The sequence below is a fragment of the Tistrella mobilis genome, from assembly GCF_041468085.1.
In the GTDB taxonomy this organism is placed as follows: Bacteria; Pseudomonadota; Alphaproteobacteria; order Tistrellales; family Tistrellaceae; genus Tistrella; species Tistrella mobilis_A.
This window is the reverse complement of record NZ_CP121017.1, coordinates 932,325-953,267: the sequence shown is the minus strand read 5'-3', so window position 1 is coordinate 953,267 and position 20,943 is coordinate 932,325. Positions and strand designations below refer to the sequence as shown.

Sequence of the window (20,943 nt, the reverse complement as noted above, 5' to 3'; positions counted from 1 at the left end):
CAGGTTCAGCGGGCGACATGAAGCCTCCTTTCCAGCCGGCGGGCGGCAAATGACAGCGGGTAGCAGAGCGCGAAATAGATCAGCGCCACGAAGCCATAGACGGTGAAAGGCTCGAAGGTGGCATTGGCGATCATCGTGCCGGCCTTGGCCAGTTCCACGAAGCCGATGATCGAGGTCAGCGCCGTGCCCTTGACCACCTGGACCGAGAAGCCCACCGTCGGCGGCACCGCGATCCGCATCGCCTGGGGCAGGATCACCCAGCGCATGCGCTCCACATAGGACATGGCCAGCGCCTGGGCGGCCTCGGACTGGCCCTTGGGCACCGCCTCCACGCAGCCGCGCCAGATCTCGGCCAGGAAGGCGCCGGTGAACAGCACCAGCGACACGATCGCCGCCGTCCAGGCCGACACCTCGATCCCCGCCAGCGGCAGGCCGAAGAAGATCAGGAACAGCTGCATCAGCAGCGGCGTGCCCTGGAAGGCCTCGACATAGCCGCGCGCCAGCATCACCGGCAGCCGCCGGCCCGAGACCAGGGCGAACAGCGCCACCAGCCCGACCAGGGCGCCGCCCGCAAAGGCGATCACCGACAACACCACCGTCCAGAGCGCGGCATCGATCAGGTTGCGCAGGATGTCGAGCGTGCCGAATTCAACCATGGACCGCACCTCCGCCGACGGCGACGGCACGGCCGGCGCTCAGGGCCGCATGGCGCGCGGCGCGGTAGAGCAGCCGGTCGCCCAGCCGGCGCAGGATCATCCGGGTCAGGATGGCCAGGCCCAGATAGATCGCGGTCGCCGCCAGATAGGCCTCGAAGGCGCGGAAGCTGCGCGACTGGATGAAATTGGCGGCGAAGCTCAACTCTTCGGCCGCGATCTGCGAGCAGACCGACGAGCCCAGCATCACGATGACGATCTGGCTGGACAGCGCCGGCCAGATCTTGCGCAGCGCCGGCACCAGCACGACATGGCGGAAGCATTCCGCCCGGGTCATGCCCAGGCTCGCCGCCGCCTCCCACTGCCCCTTGGGCACGGCCTGGATGCCGGCGCGGATGATCTCGGCCGAATAGGCGCCCAGATTGACCACCATGGCGATCATCGCCGCCTCCACCTCGCCCAGCCGCACACCCGCCGCGGGCAGGCCGAAGAAGATGAAGAACAGCTGCACGATGAACGGCGTGTTGCGGATCAGTTCGACATAGGCGGCCACGATCCCCGCCGCCACCGGTATGCGCTCCGACCGCGCCCAGGCACACAGGATGCCCAGCAGTACGCCGAAAATGCCGCCGACCAGGATCAGCTCCACCGTCAGCACCACCCCGCGGAGCAGCACGTCGGAATAGGTCAGGATCGGCGTGAAATCAAACTGATAGGCCATGGACTGCCCTTCCGGGAAGGGTGGGCCGATGGGCAGGGCCGATGCAGGGATGGCCAAGGGCGGGGGCGGCAGGGCCACCCGTCACCGCCCCCGCCCCGTCTGCCCTGCCGTCAGAGATCCGCCGGCAGCGGCGCCCCCAGCCAGGTTTCCGAAATCTTCGACAGCCGGCCATCGGCCCTGGCGGCGGCGATGATCTCGTTCACCTTTGCCACCAGCGCCGTCTCCCCCTTCGCGACGCCGATATAGCAGGGCGAGTTCTTGATCAGGAATTTGGGCTCGGGCCGGGTGCGCGGGTTGCGCTCAAGGATGGCGGCCGCGACCACATTGCCGGTCGCCACCAGCTCCACCTGTCCCGAAAGGAAAGCCTGGATGGTGCCGTTATTGTCCTCGTAGCGGCGGATGGTGGCCTCGGCCGGCGCGATCTTGGACAGCTCCAGATCCTCGATCGCCCCGCGGGTGACGCCGACCGTATGGCCGGCCAGATCGGCCGCGCCCGCAATCTTCAGATCCGCCGGGCCGAAGACGCCGTTGTAGAACGGCGCATAGGCGTTGGTGAAATCGATCACCGCCTCACGTTCCGGGTTCTTGCCCAGGCTGGAGATCACCAGATCGACCTTGTCGGTGGTCAGATACGGGATGCGGTTGGCGCTGGTCACCGGCACCAGTTCGGTCTTCACCCCCAGCGCATCGCCGATCAGCCGGGCCATGTCCACGTCATAGCCGCGCGGCGCCATGTCGGGGCCGACGGAGCCGAAGGGCGGGAAATCCTGCGGGACCGCCACGCGCAGCACCCCCGCCTTCTGAATCGCCTCCAGCCCCGCCGCTTCGGCCGTCATGCCGAAGCCGCCGGTGGCCGCCACCAGCACGGCAGCCGCCATCGCCCCCAGCACGCTGCGCCGCCGCAGCCCGGCTCCGAACCGCCTGGTCATCGTCATGCCCCGCACTCCCCGCTTGTTGACGCCTCGCCCTGATCGCCCGGCCCCGACCCCCCGGTCGGGACGGCCGGATCCGGCACATCCCGCGGCCCCCTGTTGCCGCTGCTCATGTTTTAAGCGTGCCCATTGTTTAATCATGAGTCAACGCCGTTTTTGCATAACACCAGCATGCCACCCCCGGCATCTGCTTGCAAACCCGTAGAAATCCGGCCATGCTTCCCGAAAGCCAACCGGTCTAACTGGTCTGACCGGTCTAGCCGAAGGAGCCGGATTTGGCCGGAGACAGCGTTCCCGAATACGTTGCCGAGCGCCTGCAGCGCATGATCCTGGCGGGTGAGCTTGCCCCCGGCGAGGCGCTGCCCGCCCAGCGCGCGCTGGCCGAACGGCTGGGTGTCAGCCGCACCTCGCTCAGGGAAGCACTGACCGTGCTCGAAACCCTGGGTCTGGTGCGGGTGCGGGCCGGCAAGGGCGTCTTCGTCTCCGACCCTTCGGCCGACGACACCGCCCCGGGGCCGCGCGGCGACCGCTACACCCATGCCGCGCGGGTCTACCAGCTGCGGCTGGCGATCGAGCCCTTCGTCTCGGGGCTGGTTGCGATCACCGCCGCCGATGGCGAAATCGAGCGGCTGGCCGAAACCGTGGCCGAGATGCGGGCCGCCCTCGCCGAGGGCGATCTGGTGCGGGCCGCCCAGGCCGATGGCGATTTCCACCAGCGGCTTCTGGTCGCGGCCGGCAATCCGCTGTTTCCGGCGGCGATGCGGCCGGCCGGGCCGATGCTGGCCGAAACCCGGCGCATCCCCTTCGCCAATCGCGAAAGCGTGCGCGCGCCGCTGGATGAACATGAACGCATCCTGGCGCAGATCCGCGCCCGCAGCCCGCAGGGCGCGCGCGATGCCATGCACCGCCACATCCTGTCCGCCGCCAGCCGCGCCGGCGTCGGCGTGCTGCGGCCCTGACCACGGTTTTCAGGCTCCCACCGCGGGCCCCCATCACGGAACGGACATCAGATCCATGCCGAGCTTCGCCCCCACCGCCGCCATCAACCTTGCCTCCCGCGCGCTGGGTGCGCGCACGCTCAGCTGTTCCGACCAGTTCTTCGGTGCGCTGGAGCGGTTGATCGACGATGCCGCCCCGGTCTTCATCCCCGGCAAATACGACGAAGCCGGCAAGTGGATGGATGGCTGGGAAACCCGCCGCCGCCGCGATGGCGGCCATGACTGGTGCGTGCTGGCGCTGGCCGCCCCCGGCTGGATCGATGCGATCGAGATCGACACCCGCCATTTCACCGGCAATTACCCGGCTGCCGCCGGTCTGTGGGCGATCGCCGCGGCCGACCCGGCCGAGACCCCCACCGCCGATGATCCGCGCTGGCAGCCGATCCTGGCCCCCGCGCCCCTTCAGGGCGATGCCCCCAACGCCTTCCTGCCCGATCCGGCGGTGCGCACGGCGGACGGCCGGCCCTGGACGCATCTGAAGCTCGACATCTTCCCCGATGGCGGCGTTGCGCGGCTGCGCATCCTGGGCCGCCCGGCCGGCCTGCCGGCACCGCGTGCCGACGGGTTGGTGGAGCTGTCCTCGGCCCTGGGCGGTGCCCGGGTGATCGCCTGGAACGACGCCCATTACGGCGACCCGCGCAACCTGCTGCTGCCCGGCCTTGCACCGCGCATGGAGGATGGCTGGGAAACCCGGCGGCGGCGCGAACCCGGCCACGACTGGTGCATCATCCGCCTGGCGACGCCGGGCAGGGTTGCGTTTATCGAAATCGACACGCGTGAGTTCAAGGGTAATTATCCCGACACCTGCTCGGTTCAGGGCGTGATGGCGCCCGATGCGGCGGATGCGGCAACGGTGCCGCAGAGCCTGTTCTGGGCGGAGATCCTGACCTCCCGCAAGCTTGGACCAGATGCGCCGCACGGCTTTACGCCCGATGCGGATCGCGTGGTGTCCCATATCCGCTTCAACATCTTCCCCGACGGCGGCGTCAACCGGTTGCGCATCTTCGGTGTGCCCGGCGCCGTGGAGTGAGCGTTCAGATGCAGGCCCATACCCGCACCATCCTAAGGCCGCGGCGCCTGACCCGCGCGGCCTTCGCCCCCTTCGGCGAGGTTCTCGACGCCGCCGATCCCGGCCGCGCGCCGATCGCGATCAATGGCGGCACGACGCTGCGCTATGATCAGCTCGCGCGGGTGGAGACGGATGGTGAGGGCTATGGTGCGATCAGCCTGTTCCTGGCCCATGAAGCGGTCTCGCTGCCGCTGGTGATCGAGGTGATGGAACGTCACCCCCTCGGCAGCCAGGCCTTCATGCCGCTCACCCGCTGCCGCTTCGTGATCGTGGTGGCGCCGGCCGCCAGCCGCCAGCCCGATCCGGCAACCATGCAGGCCTTCGTCACCGACGGCCGCCAGGGCGTCAGCTATCGCCGCGGCACCTGGCATCTGCCGCTCACGGTGCTGGACATGGCCCATCTTCTGGTCGTCGACCGCAAGGGCCCCGGCTGCAACCTCAACGAACACGTCTTCGCCCCCGGCACCGGCCCGCTGCTGCTGCCGCAGGAGGGTTGACCGTTCAGCCCAGCGGATCCTTCAGAAACGCCCGCGCCCGCGGATCCGCCGCGGCGGCGATGTTGATCCTGAGCCACGGCCCCTCGTCCAGCCCCGGCCGGAAGACCGCGCCGGAGACCAGGCCGATGCCGCGGGCTGCCGCCGCGTCGACCAGCAGGCGGGCATCGGCTGCGTCGTCATGCGCCGCCCAGACGAACATGCCGCCGCGGGGTTCCGTGAACAGCCGCCAGCCGGCCCGGCGCAGCGCCGGCAGCAGGGCCGCGCGCTGGCGGGCCAGGCGCCGGGTCAGCGCCTCGGCCGTGCGCCGCAGGCCGCCGGTCTCGATCAGCACCGCCATCACCTGTTCGGCAAAGCGCGACGAGGCGACCGAGGACAGCATCTTCACATCCACCAGCCCGCGCATCCGCGATGGCGCCGCCGCCACATAGCCGACCCTGAGCGCGGATGAGAGCGGTTTCGAGAAACTGCCCAGCATCACCACCCGGTCGAGCCCGTCCAGCGCCGCCAGCCTGACGGCCGGTGCGCCCTCTTCGAAATCGGCATAGATGTCGTCTTCGACGATGGTCAGGTCGCGGCGCGCCGCGATCTTCAGCAGGCCATGGGCGATCTGCGGCGTGGTGGTCGATCCGGTCGGGTTGTGGAGCACGCCGTTGGTCACGAACAGCCGGGCACCGCTTGCGGCGGCCGCCGCGTCCAGCGCCTGAAGATCCGGCCCGTCCACCCGTCGCGGCACCGCCACCATCCGCACGCCCTGCAGGCGCAGCAGGCCGAACAGGTTGTGATAGCCCGGATCTTCCACCAGCACCGCATCCCCCGGCCGGGTCAATGCGCGGATCACCACATCCAGCGCCTGGCTGGCGCCGGTGGTCAGCATCACCCGGTCTTCCGCCACCGGCACCGACAGCCGGGCCAGACGCTGCGCCACCAGCCGGCGCAGCCGCGGCTCCCCCAGCGGCGTGCCGTAATCGATCAGCGCCCGCCCGCCTTCCCGCGCCACCCGGCGGATGGCGCGCGCCAGATCGGCGGTGTCGTGCCAGTCGTCGGGCAGCCGGCCGCCGCCCAGCCTGAGCAGCGCCGGCCGGTCGTCATAGAGCCGCCACACCCGGTCCGCCACCGCGGCCACCCCGCCCGGATCGGGGGCGGCCGGGGGCAGCGGCGCCGCAGGTAGCGCCACCCGGAACCCCACCCCGGGACGCGACAGGATCCGCCCTTCGGCCACCAGCCGGTCATAGGCCTCGACCACCGTGTTGCGGCTGACCCCCGCCTCTGCCGCCATCCGGCGGATCGAGGGCAGGGCCGCACCCGCAACCGCCCCGGGCCCGCGCGCATCGATCCAGGCGATCATGGCGGCGGCCAGCTGATCGGCCAGCGGTTCGGGGCGGCGGCGGTCGAGGGTCGGGATCATGGGCCGGGTCACCGGGCGGGGCGGGGTTTGATAACCGTACCGCCCGATCGGGGGTACGGTCGAGCCCCGATGACGACGGCCCCGCCCGCGCGGGGCAATCGCGGTTTACCGCCCCTCTGCAGAGGCTGGCCTGCACCGCAGCCCGGCTGGCACGCTGCCGTCAGATGCCCACCCGCCGCGGAGCCGGACCGATGACGGACAAGACGACGACGCCCCCGACCGGGAACCTGCCCCCCAGGGCCGACGAAAAGCCGGTGCCACCGGCTGCCCCTGCGGTGGAGCAGAACAATCTCAGCGACGACCAGCTGGACGGCGTCTCAGGCGGGATCGTCCCCAGAACGCGGTTCAGCTGAACCGTACCTGCGAATGGCAGGTACGGTCCGGTCGTTTCCGGCACGGCCCGTCCCTGGTGATGGCGGGGCCGTCACGGCAGGCTGACCGGCGCGGCATGCCCGCCGCGCATGGGAAGCTGACCGATGACCGCCGATCTCACCACCGCCCGATCGCGCCCCCGCCGTACCGGATCGCCGGCACGGCTGGCGCTGGCCCTGCTCACCGTCACCACGGCGGCTAATCTGCACACGCCGCTCGCCGCCCGGCTGGCGCAAGCCGATGGTCACGGCACGGCCATGGCCGGGCTTGCCTTCGCGGCCTATGTCGGCGGCGCCCTGCCGGTGCTGCTGGCCGGCAGCGGCCTGCCCGACCGGCTGGGGGCTGCGCGCACGGCCAGGCTTGCCCTCGGCCTCGCCGTCCTGGCCGATCTTGTCATGATCCTCTGGCCGGGCATCGCCACCCTCGGCCTGTCGCGGGCCCTGCTCGGCATCGCGGTCGCCACCACCTCGACCCTGGCGCCCGCCTTGATGACCGCGCAGTTTCCCCCCGGCACCGATCCGCGGCGGATCGCGGCCCGGGTCTCGGTCGCCACCACTTTCGGCTTCGGTTTCGGTGCCGCGGCAACCGCGCTCTGCCTGCTGCTCGATCCGCTGGCCTGGATGCGGCCGTTGAGCGGCCCGGCCTGGATCGGCCTTGCCTGTCTGGCATTCGCCGGGCTGCACGGTCTGCCCGATGCGCTGCGCCTTACGGCCCGGGGCGGGATCTTCCGGCGCCCGGCCTTTCCGCCCGGAACGCTGGTCTTCGGCGGTGCGATCTTCATCGCCTGGGCGGTGGTCGGGCTGGTGATCGCGGTGCTGCCCGCCACCCTCGCCCGCGCCGGGCTTGATGCCCATGCCGGTTTCGCCACCTTCCTGGTGATCGTGCCCGGCATCCTGGCGGTGCCGACCGCACGGCGCATGGCGCCGGAACGGGCCGTCCGCCGCGGCCTGCTGGTGCTGATGGCCAGCTATCCGCTCATCGCCTGGGGCGCCCTTTCGGGCAGCATCGCGGCGGTCTTCGCGGGCACGGCGCTGGCCGCCACCGCCTGCTACGGGCTGATCCATGCGGGCGGCCTCGCCGGCGTGCTGATGCGGGCAGGCCAAGCCGCCACCCGGGCGACCGCCGGCTTCTTCCTGCTTGCCTATGCCGGCTTCAGCCTGCCGGTGATCCTGACCGGGCTGGTCGCCGACCGCTGGGGGCAGGATGCCGCGCTCACCGGTTTCGGCGCCCTGCTCGGCCTTGCGGCGTTGATCCTGTGGCATCATTCCACTATCTCTAGCGGCCACGGAGACTTTCCGGCACGGCCTGCGGAGACCCTCGACAGATATGCTGACCAACAAGGGCAAGTACGGGCTCAAGGCCCTGGTGCATCTGGCGGGCAAAGAGCCGGGTGAATTGTCCCTGGTCTCCGACATTGCCGCCGAAAACGAAATCCCCAAGAAATTCCTCGACGCGATCCTGGGCGAGCTGCGCAATGCCGGCTTCGTGCACAGCAAGAAGGGCAAGGGCGGCGGCTACACCCTTGCCCGCCCGGCTTCCGACATCCGGATCGGTCATGTGATCCGGGTGCTCGACGGCCCGCTCGCCCCCATCGCCTGCGCCAGCCGCCGGTCCTATCGCCGCTGTGACGACTGCACCGACGAGGAACAGTGTGCCGTGCGGCTGATGATGATGGATGTCCGCAATGCGATCGCCGGCATCCTCGACAACCGCACGCTCGCCGAGATGCGCAGCCTGTCGGATGCCGACCGCCAGACCCTGATGTACCACATCTGATGGTGACCGCACCCGCCGCCGTCCCGCAGATCGACATCACCGCAGGGCCGCTGCCGTCCCTGCCTGAAGCGCCGCCGCTGGATGCCGGCCCGCTGATCCGGATCGAGGCCGACCGCAGCATACGCCTCGCCGGTCCCATCGGCGGCGGCTGCCATCTGGATGCCGCCGCCCGGCATGCGGTGATCGACACCACCGGCGCCATCGATCCCGCGGCCGCCCGGCTGCTGCTTGCCGAAGACATGCTCCCCGGCCTTGCCTGCCATATCCACGGCCTGCTGCCGGTGTCGGGCACGGCGGTGGTGATCGGCGGGCGGGCCGTGCTGATCACCGGCGCGTCCGGCAGCGGCAAATCCCTGCTTGCGGCCGAACTCCTCGCCCGCGGTCATCATCTGCTGGCCGACGGCATCGTCGTGCTCTCGGGCCTGCCGGGGCCGGCCCTCATCCTGCCCGGCCCGGCCGGGCTCACCCTGCATGCCGATGCCAGTGCCCGTTCTGCCGATCGCATCGATGGCCCGCCGCCGCGGCGGCGCCGGGCGGGGGTGCCGCGGCTGCGTCATCTGCCGACGGCGCGGCACACGATCCCCCTGCCGGTCACGGCGATCTTCCACCTCTGGCAGACCATCGGCGGCAGCGATCTGGAGGTCTTGCCGGCCCGCGGCCTCGAAGCCTTCCAGACCATGGAGGGCAACGTCCGCCAGCTCTATGAGGGCCGCATCCTGCGCGGCGCCCGGCCGATCTTCGCCGAGGTCGCGGCCCTGCCCGGCCATGCGCCGCTCATTCGTCTGCGTCATCGCCGCGACTGGCGGGCCCCGGCCCGGCTCGCCGATCATGTCGAGGCCATGTCATGACCGCGCCCCGCATCACGCCGGGGGACGGCTTCGTCTGGGTGACCGCCTATCCCAAATCCGGCAGCACCTGGCTCCGGCTGGCGCTCTGGAGCCTGAAGCACGGCGGCGCGGCGCCGGATTTCGACGTGCTCGATCAGGGCTGGCTCACCATGGCCAGCAACCGGGCAGTTTTCGACCGCTGCCTCGGCCTCGACAGTGCCTGGCTCACCGATGACGAGGCGTCGAACCTCCGCCCGGCGGCTTTCGCGCGGCGGCTGACGGCGGATCCCGGCCTGCATCTCCACCGCACGCACGAGGCCTTCACCGCCACCCCGGATGGCCGTCCGGTCTTCCCGCCGGCGCTCACTCGCGGCGCCGTCTACCTGGTCCGGGATCCGCGCGATCTCGCCGTCTCCAATGCCCATCACTGGGGCCTGTCGATCGATGCCGCCATCGATCTTCTGGCAAAACCCGATACCGCCATCGACACCGGCGGCGACGGTCTTTACGGCCAGCTCCGCCAGCCGCTCGGCAGCTGGTCGGCCCATGCCGACAGCTGGACGGCTGCCCCTCTGGGATTCCCTGTCCTGATCATCCGCTACGAGGATATGGTGGCCGATCCGCACCACATCTTCACGCGCATCGCCCGTTTCCTCGGCTGGCCAGCCGATCCCGCGACCATTGCCGGGGCGGTCGACGGCACCACCTTCAGCCGCCTGCAGCGCCGCGAAGCCGAAACCGGCTTCACGAATGCCGCCGCCCCCGGCCGGCGCTTTTTCCGCCAGGGCCGCGTCGCGGGCTGGCGCACCGCGCTGACCCCGGCTCAGATCGCCCGGATCGAAGCGGCCCATGGTGCAGTCATGGCCCGCTTCGACTACCGCTGATCGGCCCGCTCCCCTGAACGGTCATATTTCAACACGGATCGGGGTCTGTACATCTCCCGGGAAGCGGCCTATATCACTTTGATGAGTCTCAAGGCTGAGAAACCATTCAACATCAGCATCAAAGCAGCGGTAAGCATGACCAGTAAGATCCACGATCATAAGATCAATGTCTCACGCAAAGTGTGGCACAAGCCCCAGCTGAACCAGACCCCGACGTCACAGACGGCGTTTAGCGGCGGGAACAGGGCCGACGGCAAGTTTGGCATTTCCTGATCCGGGTCATGCCACGTCCTCAACTACCCCCGCCAGCCCTTCCGGCATCGGCCCGCCGGTCAGCCAGTCGGCAAGTTCCACAGTGTGGATGAAGCGCGTCTCGGGCAGATGGGCGGGGATCCGGGTCAAACGGCCCGGATCGCCGACCTCGACACCGGTGACTCGAAATAATCCCCGTCAAAGAAATCGAAGACGTATCCGGACACGATGCATCCAAGGGCTTTCTCGGCATACAATATCGGCACCCTGCAGCTGTGGTCTCAATGTCCGGATAAGGGCATGACGCAATGACCGATCAAAGTCGCAGGTTGATGCCCGGCCGCACGCGCTGGCAGAAGCCCCGGCTCGACGAAATGCCGGCATCGGACACCGCGGCCGGCGGGGGCGCCCCCCCCGTCACAGCTCGCCCGGATCACGGCGGCCCATGGCGCAGTAATGGCCCGATTTGGTGACCGCTGACCGATTTGCGCCTGTTCGATAATGAAGATCGACCGTCGACTCAGCAGATATACATCTCGCGTGCGAATACTGTATCATATTGCAGGCTTCAAGCCGACAGGGTTATCCCTCTATCCAGAAATGAAAGCTGCCACCACATGGCTAAAAAGGTCGACAACCGGAAGGCCCGCCCCTCACGCCAAGCCTGGCGTAAGCCCGAGCTGAGCCTGAGCCCGGCATCAGAAACGGAGATCGCCTACGGAGCGCCCGATGACGGCATTCGGGGTGTATCCTGATCCCGCTTAGATTGCCTCTTCCGTCAACCGGCCAGCGTCATACCCGCCAGCGCCTCGGATACCGGCGTGATGATCCGGGCCGGACAGCCCGGCTCGCCGAATTGCCGATGTCGGAAACCGCTATCGGTGGCATGACCAACCTCGACAGCGACGACAACGTCTCCTGACCACGCTCACACCACCCCGTCGACCGCACCCGTCAGCGCCTCGGGCATCGGCCCGCCGGTCAGCCAGTCGGCAAGTTCCACAGTGTGGATGAAACGGGCCTCGGGCAGATGTGCGGCAATCTGGGTCAGACAGCCCAGATTGCCTGCCGCCACCACCGCCGCCCCGGTGCGGCGCAGGTTCTGCGCCTTGCGGGCGCCCAGCCGCCCGGCCAGTTCCGGCTGCAGCATGTTGTAGGTGCCGGCAGAACCGCAGCAGATATGAGGCTCCGCCGGTTCCAGCGGCGTGATGCCCAACCGCTTCAGCACCTCTTTCGGCACATCGCGGATCTTCTGGCCGTGCTGCAGCGAACAGGCGGCGTGATAGGCGACCGGCAGCCCGGCCGGCAGGCCGCGCACCGGTGTCAGATCCAGATCCGCCAGCACCTCGGTCACGTCGCGGGCCAGCCCCGCCACCAGCCGGGCCCGATCGGCATAATAGGCGTCGCCGGCCAGAAGATGGCCGTAATCCTTGATCGGGGTGCCGCAGCCCGACGTCGTGACCACGATGGCGTCCAGCCCGCCCGGCTGGTCCGCCAGCGCCGCCCAGGCGGCGACATTGCGCCGGGCCTGATCCCGAGCCTGCTCCATCAGCCCCATATGCTGCACCAGCGCGCCGCAGCACCCGGCCTCGCGCGCCACCACCACATCGAAGCCGTGGCGGGTCAGCACCCGGATGGTCGCGGCGTTGATCCCCGGCGCCAGCACCTGCTGGGCGCAGCCGGCCAGCAGCGCCACCCGCCCCCGGCGGGTGCCTTCGGCCGGCCAGAGCTGCGGCCGGTCGGTCGCCGCCGGCGCCGGCACTGCGTCGGGCATCAGCGCCATCATGGCCTTGAGTTCGGGCCGGAGGGCACCCAGCCAGCGGCCGATGCCCAGCCGTTTCGCGATCCGCCCGCCGATCAGCGCCGCCCGGAACCGGCCCGGATAGGGCAGCAGCCGGGCCAGCAGCCCGCGCAGCAGCCGTTCGGGCAACGGGCGGGTATAGGTCTCAGCCACCCGTGCCCGCGCCATGTCGGACAGATGCATATAGTCCACCCCCGACGGGCAGGTGGTCATGCAGGCGAAACAGCCCAGGCAGCGGTCGATATGGCGCACCACCTCGGCCGTCGCCGGCTCGTCGCGTTCCAGCATGCCTTTCATCATGTAGATCCGGCCGCGCGGGCTGTCGCGCTCGTCGCCCAGTTCCAGGAAGGTCGGGCAGGTGGCGGTGCAGAAGCCGCAATGCACGCAGCGCCGCAGGATCTGCTCGGCCTCGGCGATCGCGGGGTCGGCCAGGCGCTCGGGGGCGAAACTGGTCTTCATGGTTCCATCTCCACAGCGCGCATGCGGCCCGGATTCAGCAGACGAAGCGGATCGAAGCCCTGGCGCACCCGTTCCGACAGGGCGGCCAGACCCGGCGCCTCGGGCTCGAACACCGGCACCCGGCGGCGCAGGGCCGGGGGGGCGCGCATCAGCGTGGCATGGCCGCCGCCATGGCGGGCAACCAGGGCCCGCAGCGCCGCGGCGCCGCCGTCATCCCCGGTCCCCGCCGGCACCGCCAGCCAGACCAGCCCACCGCCCCAGTCGATGAAGCCGCGCGCGCCCACCCCCGCCACCGCATCATACAGCAGCGCCGCCCCCGCAGCCGGCGGCACCGACAGCCGCCAGACCAGCTCTTCCGTCTCGGGCGCCAGGATCGGCACAACCTCTGCAATCCCAGACCACAACTTTTGGCTGTTGGCCAGATCCAGCACCGCCGCGCAGCCGCCAAGCCCGCTGTCTTCCGCCCGGCCCACCCGGTCGGCCAGCGCACCGTCGGGGCCTTCGAAGCGCACCAGCAGCGCACCGTCCCGCGCCTCCGGCAGATCGGCGGCGCGCGCCAGCGTCGCCGGCAGCCAGGCCAGCGCCGTCGGCTCCAGCGGCCCGGCCTGCAGCCGGGCCATGGCGGCCACCGCCGGGGCCGCCGCCATCGGCAGCACCAGGGTGACCGCATCTTCGGGCGCCGGCAGCACCTTCAGCGTCATCTCGGTCATCAGCGCCAGCGTGCCGAAACTGCCAGCGATCAGCTTGGGCAGGTCATAGCCGGTGACGTTCTTCACCACCTTCGCCCCGGCCTTGAAGCGCTCGCCGCGGCCGCTCACCGCCTCCAGCCCCAGAAGATGGTCGCGGGCGCTGCCGGCGCGGATCCGCCGCGGCCCCGCCAGCCCCGCCGCAACCGTGCCGCCCAGGGTCGGCACCGCATCGGGCGCGCCGCAAAGGGCGGCAAGGCCCGGCGGCTCGAAGGCCAGCATCTGGCCGCGTCCGGCCAGCAGGGCCGCCACCTCGGCCAGCGGCGTCGCCGGTCGCGCGGTCAGCATCAGCTCCTCCGGCTGATAGTCCACGATGCCGGTCAGCGCCCCCAGATCCAGCCGGGCCGCCGCGTCGACCGGCCGGCCAAGCCCGGCCTTGCTGCCGCCGGCCACCACCGCCAGGCTCCGGCCGGCCGCGGCCGATGCGGCCACGATCTCCACCAGCTCAGCCGCATCGGCGGGCCTGAAGCTCTCTGTGGTCATCGGCTCAGAACCTCGGCAGATGGGCGTGGGGCAGCTGCCCGTGATGGACATGCATCCGGCCCAGCTCGGCACAGCGATGCAGGGTCGGGAACACCTTGCCCGGGTTCAGCAGCCCGTCGGGGTCGAAGGCGCATTTCAGCCGCTGCTGATGGGCCAGATCGGTTTCGGTGAACATCTCGCCCATCAGGTCGCGCTTTTCGATGCCGACGCCGTGTTCGCCGGTCAGCACGCCGCCCAGCCGCACGCAGGCCTTCAGGATCTCGGCACCGAAGGCCTCGGCCCGCTCCAGCTCTCCCGGGGCATTGGCGTCATACAGGATCAGCGGATGCAGATTGCCGTCGCCGGCATGGAAGACATTGGCGCAGCGCAGCCCGTATTCGCGCGTCAGCCCGGAAATGATCCCCAGCATCTCGGGCAGCCGGCCGCGCGGGATGGTGCCGTCCATGCAGTAATAGTCGGGCGAGATCCGCCCCACCGCCGGGAAGGCCGCCTTGCGTCCGGCCCAGAAGCGCTGGCGTTCGGCCTCGTCGCGGCTTTCGCGCAGGCTGGTGGCGCCGGCCGCGCGCGCGATGGCGGCGACCCGGGCGATCAGCGCCTCCACCTCGGGCCCCGGCCCGTCCAGTTCGGCGATCAGCAGGGCCTCCACATCCAGCGGGTAGCCGGCATCGCAGAAGGCTTCGGCCGCGTGGATCGCATCGCGGTCCATCATCTCCAGCCCCGCGGGCACGATCCCGGCCCCGATGATTTCGGCCACGCAGGCGCCGGCATCGGCCACCCGCGGAAAGCCCATCAGCAGGGCGCGCACGGTTTCCGGCCGCGGCAGCAGCCGCACCGTCACCTCGGTCACCACGCCCAGCAGGCCTTCCGATCCGGTCAGCACGCCCATCAGATCATAGCCGCCGGCATCCATATGCCGGCCGCCCAGCCGGACCACCGTGCCGTCGATCACCACGATTTCCAGCCCCAGGATGTTGTTGGTGGTGACGCCGTATTTCAGGCAATGCACCCCGCCGGCATTCTCGGCGACATTGCCGCCGATCGAACAGGCGATCTGGCTGGACGGGTCGGGGGCGTAATACAGCCCGTGTGCCGCGACCGCCGTGGTGATCGCCAGGTTCGGCACCCCGGGCTGCACAACCGCACAGCGATTGGCAACATCCACATCCAGAATTCGGTTGAATCGGCCCAGGCCGAGCAGCACGCCGTCGGCCAGCGGCAGCGCGCCGCCCGACAAAGAGGTGCCGGCCCCGCGTGGCACCACCCTTATGCCGCGCCGGGCGCAGATCTTCAGCACCCCCGCCACTTCGTCGGTCGTGGCCGGCAGCACCGCCACCATCGGTTTCTGGGCATAGGCGGTCAGCCCGTCATTCTCGTAGACCTCCAGCCCGGTCTGGTCGGCGATCACCGCATCCCGCCCCAGCAGGGTGCGGAATTCGGCGATCAGCTCGTCTCTCTGGGCAAGGGCTGCGGCTTCGGGGGCGGGCATGCGCATCGGGTCGTCTCCTCGGGTCGCGCGGCGCGAGGTTGAACGCGTGAGAAGACATCATATACCGCCCGCAAGATCCGCAAACGCGAAACGGTTCAGACGCGAAAAAGCCGCCGTCCCGAAGGACGGCGGCTTTTCGAAAGCGTCACCCGGTCATGACATACCGGGATCATCTCAAGTCCGGCGCCGGAAGCTGCCGGCCGATCCGATGGATCAGCCCTGGCGGCACTTCATGCGCGGGTTGGACTTGTTGATGATATAAACGCGGCCCTTACGGCGCACAACGCGGCAGTTCTTGTCGCGCTTCTTGGCGCTCTTCAGGGAGTTGATCACCTTCATCGGTCTGGTCCTCGCGGGTTCACGCGCCCTCGGGCACTGCCCCGGGCTCCTCCTCAGGCGAAAAGTGCGCGGAGGATATCGATGCCCCCTGCGGCTGTCAACGCGGAAGCGCGGGGTTTTGATCATGTCCCGCGGCCGCATGCGGCCGCATCGTCGGGGCTGATCGCCGCGGCCGGTTTCGCCCACTCTGACAGGGACCGGCCCACCGCAATCAGGCTCTGCCCGACCAATGACGATCACCGCCTTCGATCTTGCATCGCTTGCGTATACGGCCGCCCGCCTGGCGGTCGAAAGAACCGGCAGGTCGCGCGGCACCGTGGCGGCGCGGCACCGCCTGATCCGCAAGGCGCGGCGGGCCATGGTGGCCGCCGACAGCCTGGTCCGACAGCTGGACGACGGGCCCGGCCCCGACATGCCCCCGCGCGACCCGGAAACCGGACTGCCCGTCTGGTACGTGCAGCTGTGGGCGCCGGCAGGGCCGGTCGATGCCGACATGCCGCCACCGCTCGACTGGGCGGCCAACCCGACCGAGGCAGTGGTGTTCCGGCGCATGGTGCTGTTGGATGGCTGTGTCATTCCGCGCTGGCGTTACCGCATCTTCAGCCCGCTGGACCATCCGGGCATGATCGCCATCGATTACGACACCAGCTGGTGGGTGAAAAACCCCGACGCCTGGCTCGACTGGTGGCAGGCCTCCCCCTTTATCGACACGCCGCCGGATCCGCCTGAATTTCCCCTCCCGGATCCCCCGGCGCCACTTCCCGATCCCCGCCGCCGCCCGGGGCGGCCGCGTCGGCGAAAACCCGGCACGAAGACCTAGCGCCCCACCCGTCGGGCATAAACCCGATAGACCTTCAGATGGCCGCGTTCGATCAGCGTCGCGCGCGCCGCCCACATCTCGATCTCTTTCAGCAGCGCCCGACGGAAGCCACGGGTCATGTTGCCACCTTCCAGCCGTCTGGCGAAATCCGCCCAGCCGCGCCGGATCATCCGATGGACGAGTTCGCTGATGTCGTCGCGGATGCGCACGTCCAGGCGCAGGGCCTCCATGGTCGCCAGCGCCTCGTCCAGGCTCCAGGGGTCGGGCATCACCGGTTCCACCGCCGCCCAGGTTCGAAGATCGGGGATCACATAGCCCCGGGCGGGCAGCATATAGTCGGTGAACAGCATCTGCCCGGTCTGCGGTTTCAGGGCGCCGGCCAGATTGCGGATCAGCTGCGGCTTGTCGGGCATGGTGAACAGCGCCTCGCGGCTGATCACCGCGTCGTAGACATTCGCCTTGAGCTTGCTTTCCCCGGCATCGAAGCGCTGCACCGGCGCCTTGCGGCCAAGGCCGGCCTTGGTCGAATACTCGTTGCCGCGCTCGGCCAGCAGCGGGTCGGGCTCGAAGGCGGTGACCCAGGCATCGGTCTGCTTCGTGATCGCGCGCGCAACCCCGCCCAGCCCGGCGCCGATGTCGAGCACCTGCATGGAACTGTCCAGGCTCAGCGGCCGGATCAGCTCGTCGACCAGTTCAGGGCCGCCGGGCTGGATGAAGCCCTCGCCCCACAGATGTTCGGCGACCGTGATCCGGTCCACCGTCCACAGCGGCCCCTTGCCCTTTTTGCCGATCACCTGATCGTCCGATGGCGGATCGGGGTCCACCCGGTTGATCAGATCCAGGATCGGCAGGGCCGGCGTCGGCGCCGGCAGGGCGAGCACCGGCTGGTTGCGCCCGCGCCACCACGCCAGGAACCGCTGCCGCAATCCCGGCCGCGTGGGCTTCCGCCGCGCTGATTGTCGCGCCATGCGTCGCGTGATCTCCGTGCCTGTCGTTCGCCCCGTCCCGGCCGCACCCGCGCGGCCCCGACAGCATAGACGGCGAAGGCCGGTCCGCTCAATCGCGGACCGCCGCGGAATGCATGGGATGCGGGATGACGGCGTCGGCTGCCGGCCGCGGCCATGCCCGTTTTCTCGCCCGCAAGATGCAAGCCCGACGTGTATAGCGCGCAAAGCGAAAAGATCCGATGCATTCCGGGAGGGCTGCTGGCATCATGTGCCCAACAGGTCTCGATAACCGGCGCGCCGGAAGCGGGGCCGGCGGAGAGGGAGGCAGGACGAATGGCAGAGATCGTGCGGGCGGCAATCCACCCGGCAATCGGGGTGGCACGCATCGGCGATGCCGTCACGGCGTATTACATCGGCCCTGAAGTGACCACACCACAGCCTGAAGAGCCCGGCTTTTATCGCGACGAGGCCGGGGCGCTGAAGCGTCAGGCGGCACGGTTCCGGATTTATGGCTATGACGCCGAAGGCCGGGTGGTGCGCGAGCTGACGGCGGCGGATGCCGACATCACCTGGACGGTACATCCGGTGAACCGCAAGGCCGCCTGGTACCAGTTTCAGGCGGCGCTGGACATCCCCGAAGCGGCGACGATGGCCGTGCCGCGCCGCAACCCCGACGTCCCCTTCGCCCAGCGCGGCATCCTGGTGATCGATCCCGGTCCGCGCAGCATCTCCGGGCCCGATGTCTCGGGCGGCGCCGACCATGCCTTCGACACCGGCAAGTTCAAGGACACGGTGGTGCCGCTGGGCGAGATCCGGACCGATGATGCCGGGCGGCTGCTGTTCCTGGGCGGCCGCGGGGCCTCTGCCTCCCCCTCGGGGGCACCGGTCTACCGGCCCGAGGATCCGAACAGCTTCAACAATGCCGATGACTGGTACGACGACACCTCCGACGGGCCGGTGACGGCGGCGGTGGTGCTGGATGGCCGGCCGCTGCCGGTGGAACCGGCCTGGGTGGTGGTGGCGCCGCCGAATTATGCGCCCGACGTCATCTCGTGGCGCACGCTCCACGACCTGTTGACCGACACCTATATTGAAAGCGGCCGGCTGCCGATGCCGGATGTCGCCTCCTTTGCCCGCGATATCCAGCCGGTGCTGGAACGGCTGACGGGGCTGCAATGGGTCAACAAGGGCTTTGCCGGGCTGTTCGGCGCCGGCGGGCCGATGGATTTCACCGATCCCGCCCTGATCGACAGGCTGGCGACCCCGCCCGCGGGCGGCGACGACCCCTGGATGGAGCTGCGGCGGAACATTTACAACGCCTTCCGCGCGCCGCACACCATCGCCTGCGAACCCAGCGTCTGGCCCTGGCTCTATGGCGATGCCTATGGCTCGTTCCAGTCCGATGACCCGAACAACTATCTGCCGATGTCGGCCACCCGGGCGGCGCTGATGGAAATGTGGGTCGAGGGGCGTTTCACCGACGACCGGCCCTCGGGGCCCGCCCCGCACAGCATCGATCAGGTGCCGCTGGAAGATCAGCCGGCAATGCTGGACAAGGCGGCCCTGCATTACTGCATCGCCGATGCCTTCCATCCGGGCTGCGAGGTCACCTGGCCGATGCGCCATGGCAGCATGTATCAGGCGCCCTATCGCCTGCGCCATCGCCCGGCCGGCCAGCCGGAGCAGGATTACGGCAAGGAACTGACCCAGGCGGTGGCGCTCAGCCCCGGCGGGCCGGTCTATGCCCAGGCGCCGGGGGATGTGACGCGCTGGATGGCGCTGCCCTGGCAGGGCGACACGGCCTTCTGCCGGTCGGGCTATGATGCGGCTTACGACCCCTATCTGCCGTCCTTCTGGCCGGCACGGGTGCCGAACCAGGTGCTGACGGAGGAAGACTACCAGACGGTGATGGATGAGAGCCTGCCCCGCAGTCAGCGGGTGGCGGCCTTCCAGCGCCGGGCCAGCTGGATGCGCGGCTTCACCGGCAGCGTTGCCGACGTGATGGACCAGATGATTGCCCGTTTCGGTGCCCAGGGCATTGTGGAAGCGCGCCCGGGCGTGCAGGATGACGCCGATCTGCCGCCGGTGATCTTTGTGGAAAGCCGTGGGGCCGCGTTGATGAAGGCCGCCTTCACTGCTGCCGCCCCGGCCAAGGGGCCGGAGAGCGATGCCCGCCGCGCCGGCTGGGAAAGCGAGGCACAGATGGAGGAGTTCCGGTCGATCCGTGTCCGCCACACCGACAGACGCCGCTGATGCCCGGCCCGGGCGGCCGGCTGCACCGGCCGCCCGCGTGGTCGATGTCCTGATCGCCGGCGGCGGCCCGGCCGGGGCCGTTGCGGCGCATGCGCTGGCCATGGCCGGGCGCCGGGCGATGATCGCAGATCCGGGGCGCCTGCGCCCCGGCCCGGCCGGCGGCGTATCCGGCGGCGCGGGCGGCGCCCCGGCGGAGCTGAAGATCGGCGAGGCCCTGCCCGGGGCCGCGGCCGGTTTCTTCCGCGCGGCCGGCCTGCCGCCGCCCGATCCCGACCGCCATACCCGCGTCCGCGGCAGCTGGTCCGCCTGGGCCTCCGGCGAGCTGGAGGCGACCGATTTCCTGCGCAGCCCCGACGGGCCCGGCTGGCGGCTGGACCGCCCGGCCTTCGACGCGGCCCTTCGGGAGGCGGCCATCGATGCCGGCGCCGGATGGCGGCGGGCGCGGGTGGTGAAGGTCGACCGGTTGGTGACCGACAGCACGGGGCGCGATGCGGGGCCGGATACGGCGCCGCTCTGGCGGGTCGATTTCTCCGATGGCGGGCCGCCGGTGCTGGCGCGCTGGCTGATCGACGCCACCGGGCGGCGGGCGGCCGTCGCCCGCCAGCTGGGCGCGGGCCGGCTGCGCGACGACCGCCTGATCGCGATCTTCGCAAGGCTCTGCGTCACCGACGGCCCGATGGCCGATCCGGGCTTCGACCGGACGGTGATCGAGGCGGTGCCCGAGGGCTGGTGGTATGCCGCGCGTCTGCCGTCGGGCGCGGTGATGGCGGCGCTGCACACCACCCCGGCCACGGCGGCGCGCATCCTGGCCGACCGGCCGCGCTGGCATGCGGCACGGCTTGCGGCCCCCCATCTCGCCCGTCTGACCGGCCATGCCGATGCCGGGGCGGCGCTGGACCAGATCGCCGCCTGCGATGCCGGCGGAACCGCGCTCGACCGGCTGGCCGGCCCCGGCTGGATCGCGGCGGGCGATGCCGGCCAGGCCTGGGACCCGCTGTCGGCGCAGGGGCTGCTGTCGGCCATGCATGCCGGCCGCCAGGCGGCGCGCGCGGTGGATGCGGCACTTGGCGGCGACACCAGCGCCGTCGCCCAGGTGGTTGCGGCGCAGGCCCGCCTTCGTGCGGTCTATCTCAGCCGTCTGGCCGCCTATTACGCCCAGGCGGCGGGGCGGTTCGCGGGGGCGGAATTCTGGGCGGGGCGATCGGGCCAGGGCTGATCCGGCC

Annotated in this window: 21 protein-coding genes; 11 read left to right on the top strand and 10 right to left on the bottom strand. The window is 70.2% G+C overall.

The annotated features are described in order from the left end of the window. Window positions 1-5: 5 nt before the first annotated feature. From P7L68_RS10155 to P7L68_RS10145, 3 genes are all read right to left on the bottom strand, one after another. A complete protein-coding gene (locus tag P7L68_RS10155) occupies window positions 6-656 on the bottom strand; it encodes an amino acid ABC transporter permease (RefSeq protein ID WP_372004799.1) in 651 nt (216 codons plus the stop codon). Beyond that, on the bottom strand, window positions 649-1,374 hold the full coding sequence (locus tag P7L68_RS10150) for an amino acid ABC transporter permease (RefSeq protein ID WP_372004797.1): 726 nt from the start codon (window positions 1,372-1,374) through the stop codon (window positions 649-651). Before P7L68_RS10150 ends, P7L68_RS10155 begins: the two co-directional genes overlap by 8 nt. Window positions 1,375-1,484: 110 nt before the next feature. Next, a complete protein-coding gene (locus tag P7L68_RS10145) occupies window positions 1,485-2,303 on the bottom strand; it encodes a transporter substrate-binding domain-containing protein (protein WP_372006811.1) in 819 nt (272 codons plus the stop codon). 278 nt (window positions 2,304-2,581) lie between these two features. Between P7L68_RS10145 and P7L68_RS10140 the strand changes: the two genes are divergently transcribed. The 3 genes from P7L68_RS10140 to P7L68_RS10130 are packed head-to-tail and all read left to right on the top strand — an operon-like array spanning window position 2,582 to window position 4,870. Further along, window positions 2,582-3,265, top strand: coding sequence for a FadR/GntR family transcriptional regulator (locus tag P7L68_RS10140; protein ID WP_372004796.1), 684 nt, complete (start codon window positions 2,582-2,584; stop codon window positions 3,263-3,265). A gap of 55 nt (window positions 3,266-3,320) precedes the next feature. Further along, complete coding sequence (gene alc / locus P7L68_RS10135; protein WP_372004794.1) at window positions 3,321-4,334, top strand: allantoicase; 1,014 nt, start codon at window positions 3,321-3,323, stop codon at window positions 4,332-4,334. A gap of 8 nt (window positions 4,335-4,342) precedes the next feature. After that, window positions 4,343-4,870, top strand: a complete 528-nt coding sequence (locus P7L68_RS10130) for an ureidoglycolate lyase (protein WP_372004791.1) — start codon at window positions 4,343-4,345, stop codon at window positions 4,868-4,870. Window positions 4,871-4,874: 4 nt separating this feature from the next. Here the strand turns inward: P7L68_RS10130 and P7L68_RS10125 are convergent, their stop codons facing one another. Continuing rightward, on the bottom strand, window positions 4,875-6,275 hold the full coding sequence (locus P7L68_RS10125; RefSeq protein WP_372004788.1) for a PLP-dependent aminotransferase family protein: 1,401 nt from the start codon (window positions 6,273-6,275) through the stop codon (window positions 4,875-4,877). Window positions 6,276-6,466: 191 nt separating this feature from the next. Here P7L68_RS10125 and P7L68_RS10120 point away from each other — a divergent pair, with 191 nt between their 5' ends. The 5 genes from P7L68_RS10120 to P7L68_RS10100 all read left to right on the top strand — a co-directional run bounded on the left by P7L68_RS10120 (window position 6,467) and on the right by P7L68_RS10100 (window position 10,134). Further along, the gene (locus tag P7L68_RS10120) at window positions 6,467-6,628 is read left to right on the top strand and encodes a hypothetical protein (protein WP_372004785.1); all 162 of its coding nucleotides are present in this window, start codon (window positions 6,467-6,469) and stop codon (window positions 6,626-6,628) included. Between the two features lie 123 nt (window positions 6,629-6,751). Next, on the top strand, window positions 6,752-8,041 hold the full coding sequence (locus tag P7L68_RS10115) for an MFS transporter (RefSeq protein WP_372004783.1): 1,290 nt from the start codon (window positions 6,752-6,754) through the stop codon (window positions 8,039-8,041). Next, window positions 7,974-8,423 carry an Rrf2 family transcriptional regulator gene (locus tag P7L68_RS10110; protein ID WP_372004780.1) on the top strand — a complete coding sequence of 150 codons (450 nt, stop codon included), beginning with the start codon at window positions 7,974-7,976 and terminating at the stop codon, window positions 8,421-8,423. Before P7L68_RS10115 ends, P7L68_RS10110 begins: the two co-directional genes overlap by 68 nt. Further along, window positions 8,423-9,271, top strand: coding sequence for an HPr kinase/phosphorylase (locus tag P7L68_RS10105; protein WP_372004778.1), 849 nt, complete (start codon window positions 8,423-8,425; stop codon window positions 9,269-9,271). The genes P7L68_RS10110 and P7L68_RS10105 overlap by 1 nt, the downstream gene beginning before the upstream one ends. Next, a complete protein-coding gene (locus tag P7L68_RS10100) occupies window positions 9,268-10,134 on the top strand; it encodes a sulfotransferase domain-containing protein (protein ID WP_372004777.1) in 867 nt (288 codons plus the stop codon). Before P7L68_RS10105 ends, P7L68_RS10100 begins: the two co-directional genes overlap by 4 nt. Window positions 10,135-10,413: 279 nt before the next feature. On the opposite strand, the gene P7L68_RS10095 is transcribed toward P7L68_RS10100, so the two are convergent. From P7L68_RS10095 to ykgO, 5 genes are all read right to left on the bottom strand, one after another. Next, on the bottom strand, window positions 10,414-10,536 hold the full coding sequence (locus tag P7L68_RS10095) for a hypothetical protein (protein ID WP_372004775.1): 123 nt from the start codon (window positions 10,534-10,536) through the stop codon (window positions 10,414-10,416). Window positions 10,537-11,314: 778 nt separating this feature from the next. Continuing rightward, window positions 11,315-12,646 (bottom strand): glycolate oxidase subunit GlcF, encoded by a 1,332-nt coding sequence (gene glcF, locus P7L68_RS10090; RefSeq protein WP_372004773.1) that lies wholly within the window; start codon window positions 12,644-12,646, stop codon window positions 11,315-11,317. After that, on the bottom strand, window positions 12,643-13,875 hold the full coding sequence (glcE, locus tag P7L68_RS10085) for a glycolate oxidase subunit GlcE (RefSeq protein ID WP_372004770.1): 1,233 nt from the start codon (window positions 13,873-13,875) through the stop codon (window positions 12,643-12,645). The genes glcF and glcE overlap by 4 nt, the downstream gene beginning before the upstream one ends. Window positions 13,876-13,879: 4 nt before the next feature. Further along, window positions 13,880-15,367 (bottom strand): FAD-linked oxidase C-terminal domain-containing protein, encoded by a 1,488-nt coding sequence (locus P7L68_RS10080; protein WP_372004768.1) that lies wholly within the window; start codon window positions 15,365-15,367, stop codon window positions 13,880-13,882. Between the two features lie 207 nt (window positions 15,368-15,574). Next, entirely contained in the window at window positions 15,575-15,700 is a 126-nt protein-coding gene (gene ykgO / locus P7L68_RS10075; protein WP_014748080.1) for a type B 50S ribosomal protein L36, read from the bottom strand. A gap of 229 nt (window positions 15,701-15,929) precedes the next feature. On the opposite strand from ykgO, the gene P7L68_RS10070 reads away from it, so the two are divergent. After that, entirely contained in the window at window positions 15,930-16,520 is a 591-nt protein-coding gene (locus P7L68_RS10070) for a hypothetical protein (RefSeq protein WP_372004766.1), read from the top strand. On the opposite strand, the gene P7L68_RS10065 is transcribed toward P7L68_RS10070, so the two are convergent. Then, complete coding sequence (locus P7L68_RS10065; RefSeq protein WP_372004763.1) at window positions 16,517-17,488, bottom strand: class I SAM-dependent methyltransferase; 972 nt, start codon at window positions 17,486-17,488, stop codon at window positions 16,517-16,519. The two genes, P7L68_RS10070 and P7L68_RS10065, sit on opposite strands and share 4 nt — an antisense overlap. A 312-nt stretch (window positions 17,489-17,800) precedes the next feature. Here P7L68_RS10065 and P7L68_RS10060 point away from each other — a divergent pair, with 312 nt between their 5' ends. Continuing rightward, window positions 17,801-19,720 (top strand): LodA/GoxA family CTQ-dependent oxidase, encoded by a 1,920-nt coding sequence (locus P7L68_RS10060; RefSeq protein WP_372004760.1) that lies wholly within the window; start codon window positions 17,801-17,803, stop codon window positions 19,718-19,720. Further along, on the top strand, window positions 19,692-20,936 hold the full coding sequence (locus tag P7L68_RS10055) for an NAD(P)/FAD-dependent oxidoreductase (RefSeq protein ID WP_372004757.1): 1,245 nt from the start codon (window positions 19,692-19,694) through the stop codon (window positions 20,934-20,936). Before P7L68_RS10060 ends, P7L68_RS10055 begins: the two co-directional genes overlap by 29 nt. Window positions 20,937-20,943: the final 7 nt, after the last annotated feature.